This is a genomic window from Pseudoxanthomonas sp. LjRoot125 (assembly GCF_964252705.1).
Lineage (GTDB): Bacteria > Pseudomonadota > Gammaproteobacteria > Xanthomonadales > Xanthomonadaceae > Pseudoxanthomonas_A.
Genome location: NZ_CAXUOY020000001.1, coordinates 2,584,933 through 2,607,295 on the forward strand (window position 1 = coordinate 2,584,933; position 22,363 = coordinate 2,607,295).

At 66.4% G+C, this 22,363-nt stretch carries 15 protein-coding genes; 10 read left to right on the forward strand and 5 right to left on the reverse strand.

The window, feature by feature from the left end; genetic code table 11:
• The first annotated feature begins 15 nt into the window (after window positions 1-15).
• The 4 genes from ACSION_RS11875 to ACSION_RS11890 all read left to right on the forward strand — a co-directional run bounded on the left by ACSION_RS11875 (window position 16) and on the right by ACSION_RS11890 (window position 4,145).
• Window positions 16-1,386 carry an FAD-dependent oxidoreductase gene (locus ACSION_RS11875; protein WP_435306042.1) on the forward strand — a complete coding sequence of 457 codons (1,371 nt, stop codon included), beginning with the start codon at window positions 16-18 and terminating at the stop codon, window positions 1,384-1,386.
• Window positions 1,383-2,822, forward strand: a complete 1,440-nt coding sequence (sbcB, locus tag ACSION_RS11880; protein ID WP_435306043.1) for an exodeoxyribonuclease I — start codon at window positions 1,383-1,385, stop codon at window positions 2,820-2,822. Before ACSION_RS11875 ends, sbcB begins: the two co-directional genes overlap by 4 nt.
• A gap of 77 nt (window positions 2,823-2,899) precedes the next feature.
• Entirely contained in the window at window positions 2,900-3,586 is a 687-nt protein-coding gene (locus ACSION_RS11885; RefSeq protein WP_435306044.1) for a DUF2461 domain-containing protein, read from the forward strand.
• A 16-nt stretch (window positions 3,587-3,602) separates the two neighbouring features.
• Window positions 3,603-4,145, forward strand: coding sequence for a DUF2939 domain-containing protein (locus ACSION_RS11890; RefSeq protein WP_435306045.1), 543 nt, complete (start codon window positions 3,603-3,605; stop codon window positions 4,143-4,145).
• Between the two features lie 17 nt (window positions 4,146-4,162).
• Here the strand turns inward: ACSION_RS11890 and ACSION_RS11895 are convergent, their stop codons facing one another.
• The 5 genes from ACSION_RS11895 to ACSION_RS11915 form a co-directional block, all read right to left on the reverse strand.
• Window positions 4,163-5,074 carry a 5'-nucleotidase gene (locus ACSION_RS11895; protein ID WP_435306046.1) on the reverse strand — a complete coding sequence of 304 codons (912 nt, stop codon included), beginning with the start codon at window positions 5,072-5,074 and terminating at the stop codon, window positions 4,163-4,165.
• A gap of 40 nt (window positions 5,075-5,114) precedes the next feature.
• Window positions 5,115-5,606: a hypothetical protein gene (locus ACSION_RS11900; protein WP_435306047.1), complete on the reverse strand. Its 492-nt coding sequence runs from the start codon at window positions 5,604-5,606 to the stop codon at window positions 5,115-5,117.
• Window positions 5,607-5,725: 119 nt separating this feature from the next.
• Entirely contained in the window at window positions 5,726-6,493 is a 768-nt protein-coding gene (locus ACSION_RS11905) for an NAD kinase (RefSeq protein WP_435306048.1), read from the reverse strand.
• Window positions 6,494-6,521: 28 nt separating this feature from the next.
• A complete protein-coding gene (locus ACSION_RS11910) occupies window positions 6,522-7,034 on the reverse strand; it encodes a hypothetical protein (RefSeq protein ID WP_435306049.1) in 513 nt (170 codons plus the stop codon).
• 173 nt (window positions 7,035-7,207) lie between these two features.
• Entirely contained in the window at window positions 7,208-12,277 is a 5,070-nt protein-coding gene (locus ACSION_RS11915) for an NAD-glutamate dehydrogenase (protein WP_435306050.1), read from the reverse strand.
• A gap of 299 nt (window positions 12,278-12,576) precedes the next feature.
• Here ACSION_RS11915 and ACSION_RS11920 point away from each other — a divergent pair, with 299 nt between their 5' ends.
• The 6 genes from ACSION_RS11920 (at window position 12,577) to ACSION_RS11945 (ending at window position 22,313) form a co-directional block, all read left to right on the forward strand.
• Window positions 12,577-13,287, forward strand: a complete 711-nt coding sequence (locus ACSION_RS11920; protein ID WP_435306051.1) for a TetR/AcrR family transcriptional regulator — start codon at window positions 12,577-12,579, stop codon at window positions 13,285-13,287.
• On the forward strand, window positions 13,284-14,465 hold the full coding sequence (locus tag ACSION_RS11925; RefSeq protein ID WP_435306052.1) for an efflux RND transporter periplasmic adaptor subunit: 1,182 nt from the start codon (window positions 13,284-13,286) through the stop codon (window positions 14,463-14,465). Before ACSION_RS11920 ends, ACSION_RS11925 begins: the two co-directional genes overlap by 4 nt.
• A gap of 15 nt (window positions 14,466-14,480) precedes the next feature.
• A complete protein-coding gene (locus ACSION_RS11930) occupies window positions 14,481-17,648 on the forward strand; it encodes a multidrug efflux RND transporter permease subunit (RefSeq protein WP_435306053.1) in 3,168 nt (1,055 codons plus the stop codon).
• Between the two features lie 276 nt (window positions 17,649-17,924).
• A complete protein-coding gene (locus ACSION_RS11935) occupies window positions 17,925-18,422 on the forward strand; it encodes a hypothetical protein (protein ID WP_435306054.1) in 498 nt (165 codons plus the stop codon).
• Window positions 18,423-19,121: an efflux RND transporter periplasmic adaptor subunit gene (locus ACSION_RS11940; RefSeq protein WP_435306055.1), complete on the forward strand. Its 699-nt coding sequence runs from the start codon at window positions 18,423-18,425 to the stop codon at window positions 19,119-19,121. It begins immediately after the preceding gene.
• 12 nt (window positions 19,122-19,133) lie between these two features.
• Entirely contained in the window at window positions 19,134-22,313 is a 3,180-nt protein-coding gene (locus ACSION_RS11945; RefSeq protein ID WP_435306056.1) for an efflux RND transporter permease subunit, read from the forward strand.
• The last annotated feature ends 50 nt before the right edge of the window (window positions 22,314-22,363 follow it).

Genomic DNA, 22,363 nt, shown 5'->3' on the forward strand with positions numbered 1-22,363 from the left:
CCAGGAGGAACGACCTTGGGCGTTGACGGCACGCGGCACATCACCCTCATCGGCGCCGGCCTCGCAGGCGCGTTGCTGGCCACGCTGATGGCGCGCGCGGGATGGCGAGTCGACGTACACGAGAAGCGCGGCGATCCGCGGGTCAAGGGCTACGAAGGTGGCCGCTCCATCAACCTCGCCCTGGCCGAGCGCGGACGCCATGCGCTGCGGATGGCCGACGCCGACGGGGCGGTGATGCGCCATGCGGTGATGATGCGCGGGCGCATGGTGCACGCGCTGGATGGCCGCCAGCAGCTCCAGCGCTATGGGCGTGACGATTCCGAGGTGATCTGGTCGATCCATCGCGGCGACCTCAACATCACGCTCCTCGATCTGGCCGAACAGGCGGGCGCGAACCTGCACTTCCACCATCGGCTCGACAGCGTCGACTTCGACGCCTCCGTTGCGCGCTTCGTCGATGATCGGGATGGCCGTCGCATCGAATCCGGTTTCTCCGCGCTCGTCGGCGCCGATGGCGCCGGCTCCTCCCTGCGTGCCGCCATGATGGCGCGCGAGGACCTGGGCGAACGCACCGAGTTCCTCGACCATGCCTACAAGGAACTGGAGATTCCGCCGGCGGCGGATGGCAGCTTCATCATGGAGCCCAACGCGTTGCACATCTGGCCCCGTGGCCATTACATGTGCATCGCACTGCCCAATGACGAACGCACGTTCACCGTCACGCTGTTCTTGCCGAATGAGGGCGACCCCAGCTTCGCCAGCGTTCGCACGGGTGCCGAAGCCATGGCGCTGTTCCTGCGCGACTTCCCGGACGCCGTGCCGCTGATTCCTGAGCTTGAAAAAGACTGGGAAGCCAACCCGGTCGGCTTGCTCGCCACGCTCTACCTGGACCGCTGGCATCTCGGTGGCCAAGCCGTCCTGCTGGGCGATGCCGCGCACGCGATGGTGCCTTTCCACGGCCAGGGCATGAACTGCGCCTTCGAAGACTGCGTCGCGCTGGCCCGCCACCTGCAGGCCACCGAGGACCTGGCCGCCGCTTTCGCCGCCTTCGAAGCCGAGCGCAAACCCGACGCACTCGCGATCCAGGAAATGGCGCTCGAGAACTACGTGGAGATGCGCGACAAGGTCGACGACAGCGGCTTCCTGCTGCAGCGCGAGCTTGAGCTGGCCCTGCAACAGCGCCACCCTGACCGCTTCGTGCCTCATTACACGATGGTCAGTTTCATGCGTATCCCCTACTCCGTCGCCCAGCATCGCAGCGAAGTGCAGCGCGCCTTGCTGGTGCGCCACACCACCGGTCGCAACACGATCGACCAGGTGGACTGGGCGGCCGTGGATGCGGACGTGGCGTCCACGCTCGCACCCCTGGAGGATGCGGCGCCGTGAGCGCCAGCTTCCTCTTCTACGATTTGGAAACCTTCGGCGCCGATCCGCGCCGCAGTCGCCTGGCCCAGTTCGCCGCGATCCGCACCACGCCCGCGCTGGATGTCATCGACGAACCGATCAGTTTCTTCGTACAGCCTGCTGACGACCTGCTGCCTTCCCCGGTCGCCACGCTGATCACCGGCATCACCCCGCAGCGTGCCCTGCGCGAGGGTGTCAACGAAGCAGAAGCGTTCGCCCGCATCGCCGACGAGATGGCGCGCCCAGAGACCTGCACCCTCGGCTACAACAGCCTGCGCTTCGACGACGAATTCGTCCGCCATGGCCTGTTCCGCAATTTCCACGAACCTTATGAGCGGGAGTGGCGCGGCGGCAATTCGCGCTGGGACCTGCTCGACGTCATGCGGCTGATGCGGGCCCTGCGCCCCGACGGCATCACCTGGCCGCGGCGCGAGGACGGCGCCACGTCCTTCAAGCTGGAGCACCTGGCACTGGCAAACCATGTGCGCGATGGCGACGCGCATGAGGCGCTGTCGGACGTCGTCGCCACCATCGGGCTGGCGCGCCTGATGCGCCAGGCACAGCCGCGCCTGTGGGACTACGCGCTGCAGCTTCGCGACAAGCGCTTCGCGGCGCGCCTGCTGGACACCGTGGCGATGCAGCCGGTCCTGCACGTTTCGCAACGCTACCCGGCCAGCCGCCTGTGCGCTGCGCCGGTACTGCCACTTGTCCGACACCCGCGCTTCGACAGCCGCGTGATCGTGTTCGACCTGGACAGCGATCCGGCGCCGTTGCTGGCGATGTCGCCGACCGACATCGCTGATCGGCTCTACACGCCGGCTGCCGACCTGCCGGAAGGCGAACAGCGCATTCCATTGAAGGAAGTCCACCTCAACAAGGCTCCGGCCCTCGTGGCGTGGGCGCACCTTCGACCCGATGATCTGCATCGCATGCAGATCGATGCCGACCGCGTCGCACGCCATGCCGAAGTCCTGCGCCAGGCCGGGCCGGACCTGGCCGAGAAGGTGCGACAGGTTTTCGCAGGCGCACAAGAGTATCCACCCGGCGACGTCGATGGTTCGCTGTACGACGGCTTCCTTGCTGATGCCGACAAGCGCCGCTTCACCGATGTGCGCACGACCCCGCCCGCGCTGCTAGGACAGCGGGACTTCGGCTTCCGCGATCCGCGCTTGCCCGAATTGCTGTTCCGCTACCGCGCCCGCAACTGGCCCGGCACGCTGGACGCCACGGAGCGCGCTCGCTGGGACGATTACCGCCGTACCCGTCTGCAGACCGAAAGCGGACTGTCCGAACTGAGCTTCACCGCCTTCGACCAGGAACTCGCCGCGTTGCGGACCGCCCACGCGGGCGATGGGTCGCGCTTGGGTCTGCTCGACCATTTGCAGCAGTGGCGCGACGACCTGGGCGAGACCCTCTGACGCCCTCCCACCGGGTGCGGCCGTCATCGAGGACAGCCTTGTCGGCCATTTGACACCGGCGTGACTACAATCGACGCATGGCCACCTACTTCTCCGATGCCAGCTTCAAGTTCCTGCGCGGGCTGGCGCGACACAACGACAAGACCTGGTTCAACACCCACAAAGCGAAGTACGAGGAGCATGTCCGCCAACCGTTCCTGCGTCTGCTGACCGATCTCCAGCCCGACCTCGCCGAGGTCAGCCTGCATTTCCGGTCGGACCCCAAGACCGTCGGGGGGTCGCTGTTCCGCATCTACCGCGACGCGCGGTTCTCGAACGACAAATCGCCGTACAAATCCTGGCAGGGCGCGCGGCTGTTCCACGAGCGTCACAAGCAGGTGCCCGCGCCTTCGTTCTACCTGCATCTGCAGCCGGGCGAATGCTTTGTCGGCGCCGGCCTGTGGCATCCCGAGCCCGACACGCAACGCCGGGTGCGGCAGTTCATCCTGGACAATCCAGGCAGCTGGAAGAAGGCCGCGCACGACGCACCCTTCCGCCGTCGCTTCGAGTTCGAAGAGAGCGAGAAGCTCGTGCGCCCGCCGCGCGGGTTTCCCGCCGACTTCGAGTTCATCGAGGACCTGAAGCACCGCAACTTCGTGTTCTGGCGCTCGCTCGATGATGCGACGATGACCGGCGCGCGCCTGCGTCAGACCGTCGCCGGCGACCTCAAGGCACTGGGGCCGTTCGTGGACTATCTGTGTGCCGCGCTGGACCTGGAGTTCTGACCCGGAGGCCTTGCCGATGAAGAAGTCGCTCGTGATCGGATTGCTGCTCGCCTCGCTCATCGGCGTCGCCAGCTACGTCGCCGCTGGGCCCTACCTGGCCATCCATGGCATCCGCACCGCGCTGGCGGAACAAGACACCGGCCGGCTGCAGAAACACGTGGACTTCCCCGCGTTGCGCGTCAACCTGCGCGCTCAGGTGGAAGATGCACTGGCACGGCGCGCGGGTACCGACGTCGCATCCAACCTGTTCGGCGCCGCCGCCCTGTCCATCGCCAACAGCCTGCTTGGCCGTGGTGTCGACACCCTGGTGACGCCGATGGGCATCGCCGCGATCCTGGAGGGCCGCGCGACATGGAAACGTGCCATCGGCGAGACGGTCGGTGGCGACACCTACGCGCCTGCCGTCCCGGCCGATCCGCTCAAGGAAGCGACGCACCGGTACGAATCCCTGTCGCGGTTCACGGCCACCATCCGTGATGCCGAGGGCGACCCCGTCGTGTTCGTCTTCACCCGCCAGGGCCTGCGCTGGCGCCTGACGGATATCCGACTGCCGCTTTAGCGCGAATTCCCAGAACGTCAGGGATTGGCGACGCCATGCGGGACGTGGCCGGCGGCGACGTGCTGGCGTGCGCTATCGATGTTGTGCTGCGAATCGTCGAAGAAGATGTCCGCGCCGAACGCTTCGAGGAACGGCCCTTTGTGGCGCCCGCCCAGGAATAGCGCTTCGTCCAGTCGCACACCCCACTCGCGCAACGTACGGATTACCCGCTCATGCGCAGGGGCCGAGCGCGCCGTCACCAGCGCCGTCCGGATCGGCGAACGCTCGTCGGCCGGGAATACCTGCTGGAGCTGGTGCAACGCAGACAGGAAGTTGCGGAACGGACCACCGGAAAGCGGCTCGCGCGCGCGCGCCTGCTCGTGCTTGCCGAACGCCTCAACGCCCTGCTCGCGGGAGATGCGTTCGCTTTCATCGCTGAAGATCACCGCATCGCCGTCGAAGGCGATCCGCAACTGATGCTCGTGGCGCTGCTGCTGCGGCGCGCTGGCCGGCAGGATGGTCGCGGCGGCGATGCCATGCTCCAGCGACCGCCTGACCGACTCGGGGTTGGCTGACAGGAACAGATCCGTGCCGAATGGCTTGACGTAGGGCCAGGTCGCCTCACCCGCCGTGAACGTGGCGCGGACAATGCCCAAGCCGTGGTGCTGGATGGAATTGAAGATGCGCAGGCCGGTATCGGCGGAGTTGCGCGACAGCAGGATCACCTCGACGCGCGGCGTGTCCTCCGGGGCACCGGCATTGAGCGCCAGCAGCTTGCGCACCACCGGGAACGCGATACCGGGCGCGAGGATGTCGTCCTCGTGCGCACGCTGGTAGTCGCTGTAGGCCTCCACGCCTTCGCGCTCATAGAGCGCGTGGCTCTCTTCGAGGTCGAACAGCGCACGCGAGGTGACGGCAACGGTGAGTAGGCGGGGGGTGTTGTCGGGCATGCGCACAGTATCCGTCATCCGGTGCGCACGGCGTGAGACACTAGCTGCCAGGTGCGGCGGCGATGCGCAATTGGGCTGGCGGTCCGCGTCGGTTGTCCGGCGTCACGGCGCGCACCTCCACCACCAGGTCGATGGGACCTTGCTGTGCTGGCGGCCCGTCCTGCCAGAGGAAGACGAACTCGCTGCGCCGCCCGTCGACGCGACCGGTCACCGGCGCCTTCGGGAAAATGGACAGCCGATCCTCGCCACCTACCACCCGGAACTCGAAGCCGAGGTCGCGTAGTTTGTAGTCCGTGCCCCGCGGCCACTCCACGCTGACCGTCAGCAGGCCGCTGGTGTCGCAGGAGGCACGTCCGTTGATGCCGCGTGTCAGGCTGACCATCTCGAGCGCCGGGGCGCGCAAGCCATCGCCCGCGTCCGCCGCGGGAGCGGCTGCGACGGCGAACGGCGTGGTGCCGGTGGACAGGTTGCAGGCCGCTGCATCGGCCATGAAAAGACAGGCGCAGATCGCCAACGTGCATTTCAACTGCATCGGAACCCCTCCCCGGGTGGATGCGAACCGAACCGCTACGCGGCGCTGGATAGCATGCGTTTGGAGAGGCGGCAAGCCGCAGTGCGGCGGAATCGCGCTGTCCTCGTGGACATTGCGACTCAGGTCATGAATTGCTCGCTGAGGATGCGCTCTTCGAGGTTGTGCTCGCGATCGAACAGCAGGGTGACCATGCGGTCGCGAGATTCGCGGATGGTCACCTCCACCACGTCGCGCACCTCGTGCGAATCGGCGGTGGCGCTCACCGGTCGTTTGTAAGGGTCGAGCACACGGAAGCGGACTTCGGTGTCGGCCTTGAGGATGGCGCCGCGCCAGCGGCGCGGGCGGAACGGCGCGATCGGCGTGAGTGCGATGGTGTTCGAGCCCAACGGAAGGATCGGCCCGTGCGCGGAGAAGTTGTACGCGGTGCTACCGGCTGGCGTGGCCGTTAGCACGCCGTCGCAGATCAGTTCGTCCAGTCGGGTCTCGCCATTGAGGTCGATGCGGATGTGGGCCGCCTGGCGGGTCTGGCGCAACAGCGACACTTCGTTGTACGCCAGCGACGCGGTCGTAATACCGGACTCGGTCAGCGCCTGCATCTCCAGCGGACGCAGCTTGGCGGGCTCGGCCGCGGCGATGCGCTCGACCAATCCGTCCGGACGATACTGGTTCATCAGGAATCCGACGGTGCCCAGCTTCATGCCGAACACCGGCTTGCCCAACGCGCCGTGCCGATGCAGCGTCTGCAGCATGAAACCATCACCGCCGAGCGCGCACAGCACATCGGCCTGCTCGGGTGCATGCGCACCATGCTCGGCCTGCAGTGCGGCCAAGGCTTCCTGCGCTTCGGGCGTGGGGCTGGCGAGGAAGGCGATGCGGGGGGTGGTCATCCGTGGCTCCAGTCGGCGGCGCGAGCGATCAGGTCGTGGGGCAGCGGGCGATCATCGAAGTCACGTCGAGGGCTTCCGCGATCTTCGCTGGCTCGGTGATCATGAACGCGCCATGGTCCCGGGTCCAGTAATCGTACGCTGAAGCCCTGATCTCACGATCGTTGAAGGTCAGGTGCCCTTCCGATTCCGTCCGCTCAAGCATCACGCGCGCCGCATCGAAGGCTTCCACGCCCGCTTGCTGGAACAACAGGCGGCCACCGCCGAACTCATCGTACAAACGCCGCTGGAGTGCGATGTTGCCGGCCAGCATGTCGACCACCATCACGCGTTGCACAGGGTCCTCCGGCAATTGGTAGCCACTGCCGCTGCAGTCCGCGTAACGCTTGATCGCGGCTTCAATGTCTGCGCGTTGTGCAGGTGTAGGCCTGGCTGTCTGTGCGTGAGCCCGCATCCAGGACTGGAGGATCGGCGCCATGAACAACCGGCGCGCTTCGTCTGCGCGAGCCTGCGGTGTATCGCCGGCGATCTGGTCGGCATACACCGGCACTCCCTGGACCCTACCCACCTCCCTTCGCGGGTCTGACGCATATGCGCCCAGTGCCCAGGCCAACAACAACACGCCTCCTGCGATCCTGCGCATGCACCTGTCTCCTGAAAGAAAAAGGGCGACCCAAGGGCCGCCCTGATTCTATCCGCGAAGGCCGATGTCGGGCATCAGCCCTGCGACGCCAGTTGGCCCAGTCGCTGCACGGCCACCGACGCGGTCGGGTAGTCCAGCGTCTTCTGCGCCGCCAGCTCGTTGAGCATGTTCAGCGTGAAGCGCAGGCCCGCGTCGTCGCGACCCAGCCAGGCCTGGACCTTGGCGTCGGCGTTGCCACCGGGCAGCGACAGTACCTGGTTGGTCAGCGTGCGCTGGTGCGCGGCGAGTTCGTCGCGCAACACGCCACGCGCCACCGCATGCCAGCGACCGTCGACCTTGAGGGCTTCGATCTGGTCCTGCAGCCACGGCAGGTGCAGGGCTTCGCCCAGGCGGTAGTGGACCTTCGACACCTCGACCGGCTTGAGCTTGCGCGCACGCGCCAGTTCGATGATGTCGCACGACGGTTCCAGGTACGGCAGCGCCGCGATCTGGCCAGCGAGGGCGGGCGGCAGGCCCTTGTCCTTCCAGTCCTGCAAGCTGGCGTTGTACGCCGGGCGCAGCGAATCCGGCAGCACGCCGTCGGCCGCGCGGATCTCGTTGAAGCCGTCGTGATAGCGCTCCACCGCGGTGGCGATCGCCGGGATCGGACCCTGGCGGGTCAGCAGCCAGCGGGTGAAGTTGCGCTGCACCTGCCAGATGACTTGCAGCGCGTCGATCTGCACCGACTCCGGCACCAAGCCGTCCAGCGCATCGATCTGGTTCCACAGCGCCCGCGCATCCAGCGTCTCGCGGGTGATGGTGAAGGCCTTGGCGACCTCCGCCGGCGAACGGCCGGTGTCTTCCTGCATGCGCAGCAGGAAGGTCGCACCCATGCGGTTGATGGTGGTGTTGGTGACCGCCGTGGCGATGATCTCGCGCTTCAGGCGGTGCTTCTCCATCTCGGAGGCGTACTTCTTCTGCAGCGGCTGCGGGAAGTACCGCTGCAGCTCCTTGGAGAGGTACGGATCCTCGGGGATGTCGGACTCCAGCAGTTGCTGGAACGCCACCAGCTTGGAATACGACAGCAGCACCGACAGCTCCGGCCGGGTCAGGCCCTGCCCACGCGCCTTGCGCTCGGCAAGCTCCGCATCGGACGGCAGGAACTCGATCTGGCGGTCCAGCAGGCCCTGCGATTCCAGCGTCTGGATGAAGTGCTGCTTGGAACCCAGGCGCGAGACGCTCATGCGCTCCATCAGGCTGATCGCCTGGTTCTGGCGGTAGTTGTCCCACAGCACCAGTTCCGCCACTTCGTCCGTCATGTCGGCCAGCAGCTTGTTGCGGGCGTCCATCGACAGCTTCTTCGCCTGCACCACGCCATTGAGCAGGATCTTGATGTTCACCTCGTGGTCGGAGGTGTCCACGCCGGCGGAGTTGTCGATGAAGTCGGTGTTGAGCAGCACGCCATGTTGCGCGGCTTCGATGCGGCCCAACTGGGTCAAGCCCAGGTTGCCGCCCTCGCCCACCACCTTGCAACGCAGGTCCCGCCCGTCCACGCGCAGGCCATTGTTGGCGCGATCGCCCACGTCGGCGTGGGTCTCGCTGGCGGCCTTGACGTAGGTGCCGATGCCGCCGTTCCACAGCAGGTCGACCGGCGACTTCAGGATGGCGCTCATCAGCTCGTTGGGCGTCATCGCTTTCACGCCGTCGGCGATGCCGAGCACGGCGCGCACTTCCGGCGTGATCTCGATGGACTTCGCGCTACGCGGGTGGATGCCACCGCCCTTGGAGATCAGCTTGGCGTCGTAGTCCGCCCAGCTGGAACGCGGCACCTTGAACATGCGGTCGCGTTCCTTGAACGACTTCGCCGCATCCGGATCCGGATCCAGGAAGATATGGCGGTGGTCGAACGCCGCGACCAGGCGGATGTGTTCCGACAGCAGCATGCCGTTGCCGAACACGTCGCCGGACATGTCGCCGATGCCCACGCAGGTGAAATCCTGCGTCTGCGAATCGCGGCCAAGCGCACGGAAGTGACGCTTGACGGATTCCCAGGCGCCGCGGGCGGTGATGCCCATGCCCTTGTGGTCGTAGCCCACCGAACCGCCGGAGGCGAATGCATCGCCCATCCAGAAACCGTGCGCGATGGCCAGGCCGTTGGCGATGTCGGAGAACGTGGCCGTGCCCTTGTCGGCCGCGACCACCAGGTACGGATCGTCCTGGTCGTGACGCACCACGTCGACCGGCGGCACGATCTTGTTGCCGACGATGTTGTCGGTGATGTCCAGCAGGCCCTGGATGAACAACTTGTAGCAGGCGATGCCCTCGGCGAGCACGGCATCGCGGTCGCCGCCCACCGGCGGGCGCTTGACGAAGAAACCACCCTTCGCGCCGACCGGCACGATGACGGTGTTCTTCACCATCTGCGCCTTCACCAGGCCGAGCACCTCGGTGCGGAAGTCTTCGCGACGGTCGGACCAGCGCAGGCCACCGCGCGCGACCGGGCCGAAGCGCAGGTGCACGCCCTCCACGCGCGGGCCGTACACGAAGATCTCGCGGTACGGGCGCGGCTTGGGCAGATCGGGCACCTTGGCCGAATCGAACTTGAAGCTGATCGTGTGGGCCGGCTGGCCGTCCTTGCCGCGCTGGTAGAAGCTCGTGCGCAGCGTGGCTTCGATAGCGCCCATGAAGCCGCGCAGGATGCGGTCCTCATCCAGGCTCGACACGCGATCCATCAGCTTCAACAGCGACTGGTGCGCGGCCTCGACCTGCTGTTCGCGCTTGCCGCCACGGGCATCGATCAGCGCGGCCAGCGTCTTGGCGGCCGCCTCGTCGTCGCCGGCCAGCGGCTTCAGTTGTGCCGCGAAGCGCTCCTGGCCTTCCTTGATCTGCGCCTTGCTCTCGCTGCCGGTCGCCGGATCGAAGCGCGCTTCGAACAGCTCCACCAGCAGGCGGGCCAGCAGCGGATAGCGGTTGAGCGTCTCTTCGACGTAGCTCTGCGAGAACGGCACGCCGGTCTGCAGCAGGTACTTGCAGTAGCCGCGCAGCAGCGCGACCTGGCGCCAGGCCAGCCCGGCGCCCAGTACCAGCTTGTTGAAGCCGTCGTTCTCGGCATCGCCGCGCCAGATGCACGCGAATGCATCCTCGAAGGCAGGCGCCAGGCGCTCGACATCGAACGCACCGTTGACCGGCTCGACTTCGAACTCCTGGATGTACCGCGCACCCTGCGCAGTCTCCAGGCGGAACGGATGTTCCGAGATCACGCGCAAGCCCATGTTCTCCATCAGCGGCAGCGCATCGGAGAGCGGGATGTCGGTTTCCTGGCGATACAGGTTCAGGCGCAGGCGGCCCTGGCCGGGCCGCTTGCGGCGCGACTCATGCAGGCTCAGGCGCAGGTCGTCCTTGCCCGTCAGCGCGGCCAGCAGTTCGACATCGCGCGCAGCACCCTCGGGGGACACCACTTCGATGTAGCCCGCCGGCAGGGCGCGGCCATAACCACCGGCCAGCAACAAGCCCTTCGATTCGCCATGGCGGGAGATCAGGGTCTCGCGCAGGTCGTCCTGCCAGTTGCGCAGCAGGTGGGCGATGTCGCCCTCGAGCGCGGACGTGTCGACATCGACCTGTTCGCCCGCCTTCGGACGGATGGTGATGTGCAACTGCGCCAGCGGCGATTCGCCCAGCAGCACGCTGCTGTCCACGTACTCGCCACGCATGGCGTCCTTCAACAGCGATTCGATGCGCAGGCGCACGTCGGTGTTGAAACGCTCGCGCGGGATGTAGACCAGCGCCGAATAGAACCGGCCATAGCGGTCGCGGCGCAGGAACAGCTTGCTGCGCACGCGCTCCTGCAGGCCAAGGATGCCCATCGAGGTGCGGAAGAGCTCTTCATCGCTGGACTGGAACAACTCCTCGCGCGGCAGGGTTTCCAGGATGTGGCGCAGCGCCTTGCCGCTGTGGCCGCTGGGCGACAGCCCGGACTTCTGCATCACGTACTCGTGGCGCTCGCGGACCAGCGGGATTTCCCACGGGCGGCGGTTGTAGGCGCTGGAGGTGTACAGGCCGATGAAGCGCTGCTCGGCGATCGGATTGCCCTGCGCGTCGAACTCCAGCACGCCGATGTAGTCCATGTTGCCCGGACGGTGCACGGTGGAACGGCGGTTGGTCTTGGTGAGGATCAGCGCATCCACCGAACCGCCTTGCGGCAGGTAGTGCGCGGCCAGCGTCTTGATGTTGCGCGGCGGCGTGGTGTCGCCCTCGCGCAGCAGGCCCAGGCCGCTGTCCTCGATGGCACCGAGGATGCCGGTGCTCTTCTCCACGCGGTATTCGCGGTAGCCGAAGAAGGTGAAATGGTCCGCGGCCGCCCAGCGCAGGAATTCCTGCGCCTCGCGGCGGCCGTCGTCGTCCACCGGCATGCGGCGGGTGGCCAGGTCGTCGGCGAGCGCCAGCATCTTCTCGCGCATCGCGCTCCAGTCGCGGACGATCGCGCGCACTTCCTCCAGCACGCCGCGGATGCGCTTCTCGATCTGCGCCATCTCTTCCGCCGGCAGGCGGTCGATCTCGAGCAGCATCAGCGACTCGGGCTTGCCCTCGCCCACGGCGGATACCTTGCCGGCCTTGTCGCGGGTGAAGCGCACCAGCGGATGGCCGAGCACATGCACGCCCACGCTCATGTCGGCCAGCGCCATGCTCACCGAGTCCACGAGGAACGGCATGTCTTCGTTGACGATCTGGAGCACGGTGTGGGGCGATTCCCAGCCGTGCGACTTCTGCGTGGCATTGAACACACGGACGTTAGCCGTGCCCGTCTTGCGGGTCCGCGCGAACGCCAGCATGTCGGCGGCGATGGCCGCCCAGCCTTCCGCACTGTGGTGGGGGAACTCGTCCTCCTCCATGCGCTTGTAGAAAGCTTCCGCGAAGGTCTGCGCCTCGGCCTGCGCCGTGGCACCGGAAACGCGCTTGCGGATCGCTTCGAGGATCGGCGACAACGAGAACGCGTCGTCGGCCTTCGCCACCACTGCCTTGCCCTTCGCGGCCTTCGCCGCCTGCACCGGTCGGGCCGCCACCTTCTTGGTGGGGGTCGCCTTCGGGGTCACCGACTTGGTGGCCCTGGAGGCTTCCGGTTTAGACGTCTTTTTCGAGGCTTTTTTCGGGCTGCGTGCAGCGTTCATGCAGGGAGTGGCTCAACGATTGGTAGTCGAATGGTCATTGTATCCCTCGCCGCCATGACAAGACTTGCTGCGCGGCCACATAAGCTTCGCTTGCAAACGCATGCCGAATTTGTTTGGCACAGCGATCCGCATGCACTCGCCCGGGTGTCCGCGATGCGTCCGCCACCATGCGGATGCGCATGGAAGCCCACGCGCTTCGTCACGCGGTCATAACAACGACGCGCGCCTGCTTTGTGCACGGAAATGCCCTGAAATCAAGGCTGTGAAATTTGTAAACTGGACGGTATAGTCTAGTCCGCATGCGCCCCGCCCCCACCCTCTCCGCGCCCGACCAGCGTCGCTCCCGCGTCCACCAGGCCGTGCGCGAACTCATGGCCGAACAGGGGTTCCGGATCAGCATGGATGCGGTCGCGGCGCGTGCGGGCTGCTCGAAGCAGACGCTCTACGCGCATTTCGGCAGCAAGCAGGAGCTGTTGCGCAGCGTGATCGCCGAGCACCAGGAGCTGGCGACCGCGCAGTTGTCGCCGACGTCCGATGCGCCCCGCGAGGCGCTGCTGGCCTTCGCGGAAGAGCACCTCCGCCACCTGTGCGACCCATCGGTCGTCGCCGCCAGCCAATTGCTGGCCGCAGAAGCGCACCAATTTCCCCAGGAAGCACGCGACCTGTATCGCGACGCTTGCGATACTCTGGTACAGCGCCTCGCCGCCTGGCTGCAGCACGCCATGGACCAGGAATGGCTGAGGCATGACGACCCGCACTACGCCGCGGAGTTGCTGCTCAGCATGATCGTCGGGATGGATTTCGAGCGGCAGCGCTTCGGCGTCCCCCATCGCGCGAGCCGCCAGGCGCGCCAGCGGTGGTCGATATTCGCCGTCGATACCTTCCTGCGTGCGTTCGCGCCCTCCCCCGACGACGAACCTGCTTCCCCGGACCAGCCCCCTGGCCGTCGCATCCGCTCATTGCGCCCCCTTCCCACGTCTTCAAGAAAAAGAAACGGAGCTTCCCCATGACGTCCCCCGTCCGTCCCCTCGTCCTGGCCAGCGCCCTGCTGGCGGTCCTGGCCGCCTGCAGCAAGCCCGAGCAGCAGCAGATGCCTCCGCCTGAAGTGGTCGTGGCGACCGCCACGCCGCAGAACGTGCCGTTGCAGCGCGATCTCGTCGGTCGGCTGTCGCCGTTCCGCAGCTCCGACGTGCGTGCCCGCGTCGCCGGCGTGGTGCAGAAGCGCGTGTACCAGGAAGGCAGCGACGTGAAGGAAGGCCAGGTGCTGTTCCTGATCGATCCGGCGCCGCTGCAGGCATCGCTGAGCGCGGCGCAGGCGAACCTGGCCTCGGCGCAGGCCACGTATGCCAATGCGAAGGTCTCCGCCGACCGCGCGCGCCAGCTCGCGCCGCAGAAGTTCGTTTCCAAGTCCGACCTCGACAACGCCGAGGCCGCCGAACGCAGCGCTGCCGCCGCCGTGCAGCAGGCGCGCGCCAACGTCGAGACCGCCCGCATCAACCTGGGCTATGCCAGCGTCACCGCGCCGATCTCCGGCCGCGCCGGCAAGCAGCAGGTCACCGAGGGTGCGCTGGTCGGCCAGGGCGACGCCACGCTGCTGACCACGATCGACCAGATCGATCCGCTCTACGCCAACTTCTCGATGAGCTCCAGCGAGATGCAGGCCATCCAGCAGGCGCAGGGCGAAGGCAAGGTCGAGCTGGCCGGCGCAGGCCAGCGCACGGTGCAGATCGTGCTGCCGAACGGCCAGGTGATCGACCAGGCCGGCACGCTCGACTTCTCCGACACCGTGGTCGATCCGGCTACCGGCAGCGTCTCGCTGCGCGCCACCGTGCCCAACGAAGGCCGCACGCTGCTGCCGGGCACCTTCGTCACCCTGCGTGCGACGCTGGGCGAGCAGAAGGGCGCCTTCCTGATCCCGCAGGGCGCGGTCCAGCGCGATACCGTCAGCGCCTACGCGATGATCGTCGGCAAGGACGGCAACGTCGTCCGCAAGAACGTCGTCACCCAGCAGGCCGTCGGCGCGAACTGGTTGATCACCGACGGTCTGGCCGCCGGCGACCAGGTGATCGTCGAAGGGCTGCAGAAGGTCAAGGAAGGCGCGCCCGCCAAGGGCATCACCGCCGAACAGGCCGCCGCCGCCAAGGCCGCGCAGGCCAAGCCGGCGCCCGCGCAAGGCAAGGCCGAGTAAGAAGGACCCTCCCCCATGCCCAAGTTCTTCATCAATCACCCGATCTTTGCCTGGGTCGTGTCGATCCTGATCTCGCTCGCCGGCGTGATCTCGATCCTCAACCTCGGCATCGAGTCCTATCCCTCGATCGCGCCGCCGCAGGTGACCGTCAGCGCCACCTACCCCGGCGCCAGTGCGGAAACCACCGAGCGCTCCGTCACCCAGGTGATCGAGCAACAGCTGACCGGCATCGACAACCTGCTGTACTTCAGCTCCAGCTCCAGTTCCGCCGGCCAGGCCTCGATCACCCTGACCTTCCAGACCGGTACCGACGCGGACATCGCGCAGGTGCAGGTGCAGAACAAGGTGTCGCTGGCCACGCCGCGCCTGCCCAGTGAAGTCACCGCGCAGGGCGTGGTGGTCGCGAAGGCCAACGCGGGCTTCCTGATGGTCGTGGGCCTGCAATCCGACAACCCGAGCATCGACCGCAACCGCCTGAACGACATCGTCGCCTCGCGCGTGCTGGACCAGATCGCGCGCGTGCCCGGCGTCGGCAGCACCCAGCACTTCGGCTCCGAGTACGCCATGAACCTGTGGCTGGACCCGGGCAAGCTGCAGGGCTTCAACCTGTCGGCTACCGAAGTGCTCACCGCCGTGCGCAGCCAGAACGTGCAGTTCGCTGCAGGCTCGGTCGGTTCCGATCCGGCGCCGGAAGGCCAGGCGTTCACCGCCACGGTGTCCGCCGAAGGACGCTTCACCACGCCGCAGCAGTTCGAGCAGATCATCCTGCGCGCCAACAGCGATGGTTCCACCGTCCGCCTGAAGGACGTGGCCCGGGTCGAGTTCGGCGCCCAGAACTTCGGCTTCGACACCCAGTTCAACGGCAAGCCGGTCGGCGCGTTCGCCATCCAGCTGCTGCCGGGCGCCAATGCGCTGAACGTGGCCGAGGCCGTGCGCGCCAAGATGGACGAGCTGCAGCCCAGCTTCCCGCCCGGCGTCAGCTGGTTCTCGCCGTACGACACCACCACGTTCGTGAAGATCTCGATCGAGGAAGTGGTCAAGACGCTGATCGAGGCGGTGATCCTGGTGTTCCTGGTGATGCTGGTGTTCCTGCAGAACTTCCGCGCCACCATCATCCCCACCCTCGTCATCCCGGTCGCGTTGCTGGGCACGTTCTGGGGCCTGAGCGTCATCGGCTTCACCATCAACCAGCTGACGATGTTCGCGCTGGTGCTGGCCATCGGCATCGTGGTCGATGATGCGATCGTGGTGATCGAGAACGTCGAGCGCATCATGGCGGAAGAAAAACTGCCGCCGCGCGAAGCGACCATCAAGGCGATGGGCCAGATCACCGGCGCCGTCATCGCGATCACCGTGGTGCTGGCGGCGGTGTTCATTCCGTCGGCGCTCCAGGGCGGCGCATCGGGCGAGATCTACAAGCAGTTCGCGCTGACCATCGCCATCTCGATGGCGTTCTCGGCCTTCCTGGCGCTGGGCTTCACCCCGGCCCTGTGCGCGACCTTCCTGAAGCAGCACGAGCACGACAGCCACGAGAAGAAGAACATCGTCTTCCGTACGTTCGAGAAGTACTACGGCAAGATCGAGAAGACCTACGTGGGCCACATCGGCTCGGCGATCAAGCACGCGCCGCGCTGGATGGTGGTGTTCGCCCTGCTGACGGTGCTGGCGGGCTTCCTGTTCACGCGCCTGCCGAGTAGCTTCGTGCCGGAAGAAGACCAGGGTTATGCGTTGGCCATCGTGCAGCTGCCGCCGGGCAATTCGCTGCAGAAGACCAAGCAGGTGTTCAACCAGGTCCGCGGCACGCTGCAGCAGATGGACGGCTTCGACGGCGTGATGGAAGTGGCGGGTTTCAGCTTCCTGGGCCGCGGCGAGAACGTCGGCATGGCGTTCATCCGGCTCAAGCCCTGGGACGACCGCGACGTCACCGTGCCGGAGTTCATCCAGCAGGCCAACCAGCGGTTGTACGGCATCAAGGGCGCGCAGATCTTCGTGGTGAACCTGCCGACCATCCAGGGCCTGGGCCAGTTCGGTGGCTTCGACATGTGGCTGCAGGACCGCGCCGGCCTCGGCCAGGAGGCCCTGATGTCCGCGCGCAACCAGTTGCTGGGGGCCGCATCGCAGGACAAGAGCCTGATGGCGGTCCGCCCGAACACGCTGGAGAACGCGCCGCAGCTGCAATTGCATGTTGATCGCGTGCAAGCACAGGCGATGGGGCTGTCGGTCAGCGACATCTACAACGGCATCCAGCTGATGCTGGCGCCGGTGTACGTCAACGACTTCTTCTATGAGGGCCGCATCAAGCGCGTGAACATGCGTGCCGATGCCGCCTACCGCACGGGTGCCGACTCGCTGGGCCGCATCTACACGCCCAGCAGCCAGCAAACCGACGCTTCAGGTGGTCGCGCGATGATCCCGCTGTCCAACGTGGTGCAGTCCAGCTGGGCCTCGGTGCCGCCGTCGCTGTCGCGCTACAACGGCTACTCGGCGGTGAACATCAATGGTTCCGCCGCGCCGGGCAGTTCGTCCGGCCAGTCGATGACCACGATGGAGCACATCGTCACCGACCAGCTGCCGCAGGGCTTCGGCTACGACTGGAGCGGCATGTCGTACCAGGAGATCCTGGCCGGCAACAGCGCCACGCTGCTGATGGTGCTGTCGATCGTGGTGGTGTTCCTCTGCCTCGCCGCGCTGTACGAAAGCTGGTCGATCCCGGTCGCCGTGCTGCTGGTCGTGCCGCTGGGCGCCCTGGGTGCGGTGCTGTTCACCATGCTGCGCCCCGGCCTGTCGAACGACCTGTTCTTCAAGATCGGCTTGATCACCATCATCGGCCTGGCGGCGAAGAACGCGATCCTGATCGTCGAGTTCGCGGTCATGGAGCGCAAGCAGGGCAAGACGCTGCGCGAAGCGGTAGTCTCGGCGTCGCACCTGCGCTTCCGCCCGATCCTGATGACCTCGTTCGCCTTCATCATGGGCGTGCTGCCGATGGCGATCTCCACCGGCGCTGGCGCCAACGCGCGCCACGCCATCGGCACCGGTGTCATCGGCGGCATGATGTTCGCCACCTTCCTCGGCCTGCTGCTGATCCCGGTGTTCTTCGTGTCGGTCCGGCGCATGCTGGGCGACAAGATGGACGAGCCGTCGAAGGAGTACCTGGAAGAACAGGGCAAGCCAGCCTCGCGCTGATTCGGTCTGTTCCCCACGAAAAAGCCCCGGTCCTGCCGGGGCTTTTTCTTTGCATCGAGGGCGTTGCGGCCGCTGGATTGACCGCGATGACCCGCTTTCCTCGTGTCTGACCGACCCGCCCACCTGCGTGCCCGTGCGCGAGGCTCCGGGCCGGGTAAACGAACCACACTTCAAGCCGGCGTCTCAAATCGTGATAATCCGGCGCTTCATGCTGTCGAACCGGCCCCCGCCCGTTCGTCGCCCTGACGACCTCCCTGACCTGCCGAAGACCTCCCCATGACACGGAAAGACCCCACCGCACGGAAAAAGCCCTCCACGCCCTTGCGCATGACGCTCATGCTGATCGCCGTCGCGATCATCATCGGCGGCGTGTTCGTCGCCAAGGCGATCATGGGCAACCTGTTGAACGGCTTCTTCGACAACATGCCGCAACCCGCTTCCACCGTCACCGACTGGACGGCCAAGGAAGAGGAATGGGTCGATGCGCAGCAGGCGGTGGGCACCTTCGTGGCGATCAACGGCACCGACGTCACCACCGAAGCCGGTGGCGTGGTCCGCAGCCTGTCGATCGACGTGGGCAAGCCGGTCAAGGCCGGCACGGTGCTGGCCCAGCTCAATACCGCCAATGAACTGGCCGTACTGAAATCGCTGGAAGCCTCGGCCAAGCTGGCCGCCGTGCAGCGCGACCGCTGGCAGGCGCTCGCGCGGGACAAACTGGTCTCGCAAGCCGAAGCCGAAGAGCGCGCCACGGTCGCCGCGACCTCGCTGGCCTAGGTGGAGGCCCAGCGTGCGCTGATCGCGCAGAAGACCATCCGTGCGCCGTTCGACGGCGTGCTCGGCATCCGCAAGGTCAACCTCGGCCAGTTCATCAACCCGGGTGACCCCATCGTCAGCCTGCAGGCGCTGGACCCGATCTACCTCGACTTCACCCTGCCTGAGCGCCAGGTCGGCCAGGTGTTGCCGGGCACCGCCATCCGCGCCACGGTCGACGCGCTGCCGGGCCAGGTCTTCGAGGGCAAGGTGACCGCCGTCGAGCCGCAGGTCGATGCCGCTACCCGCAACTTCAAGGTGCAGGCCACGCTGGACAACGGCGAATACAACCTGCGCCCCGGCGCGTTCGCGCACGTCGGTTTCGACACCGGCGACAGTCGCAAGGTCGTGGTGGTGCCGCAGACGGCGATCAGCTTCAATCCATACGGCAATGCGGTGTACGTGATCCAGGATGTGCAGCGCGCCGAAGGCGAGAAGGACGCGCAGGGCAAGCCGCTCACCGGCAAGAAGCTGGTCGTGCGCCAGCGCTTCGTCAAGACCGGCGCCACCCGTGGCGACCTGATCGCCGTGACCGAAGGCCTGAAGCCGGGTGAGCGCGTGGCGACGACCGGCCTGCTCAAGCTGCGCAACGACGCCGAAGTCGTGGTGAACAACAAGGTGCAGCCGGTGATCGAGGCCCAGCCGAAGCCCGAGAATCGCTGACGGAGCGCCGGCATGAAATTCACCGACATCTTCATCAACAAACCGGTACTGGCGATCGTCGTCAGCCTCTTCATCCTGCTGTTCGGCCTGCGCTCGTTCACCGAATTGAACGTGCGCCAGTACCCCGAGCTGCGCAACGCCGTGGTCAACATCAGCACGGTCTACTACGGCGCCGACGCGGACCTGATCCAGGGCTTCATCACCACGCCGCTGGAGCGGGAAGTCGCGAGCGCGGAAGGCATCGAGTACCTCAGTTCGACCAGCTCCGCCGGCGTCAGCCAGATCCAGGCCTACATCCGCCTGGACCAGGACCCGAACGAGGCGCTCACCCAGATCGCCGCCAAGGTCAACAAGATGCGCGGCCAGCTGCCGCCGGAGTCCGAGGACCCGGTGATCGACCTGCAGCAGGGCCAGCAGATCGCGGCCATGTACGTGTCCTTCGCCAGCGAGACCCTGGACAACAACCAGATCACCGACTACCTGACCCGCGTGGTCCAGCCCAAGCTGGTCACCGTGTCGGGCGTGCAGCGCGCCGACATCCTCGGTGCGGGCACGTTCGCCATGCGCGTCTGGTTGAAACCGGACCGCATGACGGCTTTGCAGGTGACGGCCAGCGACGTGTCCACGGCGTTGTCGTCCAACAACGTGCTGGCGGCGGTGGGTTCCACCAAGGGCCAGATGGTCGCCATCGACATGACGGCCCGCACCGACCTGCGCAATGCCGACGAGTTCCGCCAGCTGATCATCCGTGAGCAGAACGGCGCCATCGTCCGCCTCGGCGACGTGGCCGACGTGCAGCTGGGTTCCGAAAGCTACGGCACCTCGGTCCGCATCAACGGGGAAGCGGCGACGTTCATGGGCATCTTCGTGTCGCCCGACGCGAACTCGCTGGACGTCATCAAGAACGTGCGCACACTGTGGGACAACGAGATCGTTCCCCAGCTGCCCGAGGGCATCAAGGCGACGATCCCGTACGACAGCACCGAGCAGATCCAGGACGCCATCGACGAGGTCGTCAGTACGATCGTGGAAGCGGTCATCATCGTCATCGTGGTGATCTTCCTGTTCCTGGGGTCGCTGCGCAGTGTGCTGATCCCGGCGGTGACGGTGCCGCTGTCGCTGGTTGGCGCGTTGTTCCTGATGCTGCTGATGGGGTTCACCATCAACCTGCTGACCCTGCTGGCGATGGTGCTGGCGATCGGCATCGTGGTGGACGACGCGATCATCGTGCTGGAGAACATCCACCGCCACATCGAAGAAGGCATGTCGCCTTACGATGCGGCGATCAAGGGCGCGCGCGAGCTCGCCTGGCCGGTCGTGGCGATGACCACCACGCTGGTGGCGGTGTACCTGCCGATCGGCTTCCAGGGCGGCCTGACCGGCGTGCTGTTCACCGAGTTCGCCTTCACCCTCGCCGGTGCGGTGCTGCTGTCCGGCGTGATCGCGCTGACGCTGAGCCCGATGATGTGCGCCAAGCTGCTCAAGCCGCACACCGAAGGCGGCAAGGGCAAGCTGGAGAAGTGGCTGGACACGCGCTTCGAGAAGCTCAATGCCGGCTACCAGCGTCGCCTGCATGGCACGCTGGAAACCAAATCGGTGATCGGCGTACTCGGCCTGATCGTGCTGGTGTCGTGCGTGTTCCTGTACATCACCGCGCCGAAGGAACCCGCGCCGCTGGAAGACGAGGGCTTCATCTTCTCGGTCGCCAGCGCGGACCCCTACTCCACCCTGGACTACGTGGAGCGCTACACCGAAGAGGTCACCTCGATCGCCAAGGGCGTGCCGGAAGTGCAGGACTACTTCCTGTTCAACGGTGGCTTCGGCGGCAGCGGTGGTGGCGCCAGCCCGATGGCGATGGCCGGTTTCGTGCTGAAACCGTGGAGCGAGCGCGACCGCTCGACCAATGCCGTGCTCCAGCAGGAACTGCAGCCAAAGATGAGCCAGGTCAGCGGCCTGAACATCTTCGCGCTGGTGCCCCCCTCGCTCCCGAGCGCGGGCGGCGACGGCGGCGGTGGCGAGTTCGTCATCGGCGGCGTCGGCGAGTTGAGCCAGTTGGCCGAGCTGGCCGACCAGATCCTGATGAAGGCGATGGAGAGCAAGCGCTTCATCTTCCTCGACAAGGACCTGAAGATCGACAAGCCGCGCATCGAGGTCAACATCGACCGCGACAAGGCGGCCAGCCTGGGCATCGACATGCGTACGCTGGCGGCCGACATGGCGGCGATGCTGTCAGGCGGCTACACGAACCGCTTCGCGATGCAGAACCGCTCGTACCTGGTGATCCCGCAGGTGCAGCGCAGCGACCGCCTCAATGCCAGCGATCTGGAGAACTACTACACGCGCGCCCGCAACGGCGAGCTGATCCCGCTCTCCACCATCGTGACGCTGAAGGAAAGCGCACAGCCGCAGTCGCTCAAGCGCTTCCAGCAGTTGAACGCGGTGTCGATCACCTTTGCCCCGCGCCCCGGCGTGAGCAAGGGCGAGGCGCTGGCCATCCTCGACCAGGCGGCGAAGGAAGTACTGCCGCAGGGCTACTCGGTGGACTACGCCGGCGAATCGCGCCAGTTCAAGCAGGAAGGTGCGGCGATGCTGGTGACGCTGGCGTTGGCGCTGATCGTGATCTTCCTGGTGTTGTCGGCCCAGTTCGAGAGCTTCCGCGATGCGCTGATCATGCTGCTGACGGTTCCGATGGCGATCTGCGGCGCGCTGCTGACACTGAACGCATTGGCCTTGCTCAGCGGCATCCTGGGGTTCATGCAGATCGAAGCTTTCCCCGGCATGAGCATCAACATCTACACGCAGGTAGGCCTGGTGACACTGGTCGGCGTGATCTCCAAGCACGGCATCCTGATCGTGGAGTTCGCCAACAAGCTGCAGGTCGAGCGTGGGCTTTCCAAGCGCGAGGCGATCGAGGAAGCGGCGGCGATCCGCCTGCGGCCGGTGCTGATGACCACCGCAGCGCTGGTGTTCGCGATGATCCCGCTGCTGATCGCCAGTGGTCCGGGTGCGGCGTCGCGCTTCTCGATGGGCGTGGTGATCGCCTCGGGCATGACGATCGGCACGATGTTCACCCTGTTCGTGCTGCCGGCGTTCTACCTGTACCTGGCACGCGACCATGCGCACGACCGCGATCGCGAGCGGGCGCAGGACGACGAAGGCACGCTGCCCGCGGAGCCTGCAGGCGGCCATTGATCCAACGATGTAGTGCAGAACCAAAAAGCCCCGGCATTGCCGGGGCTTTT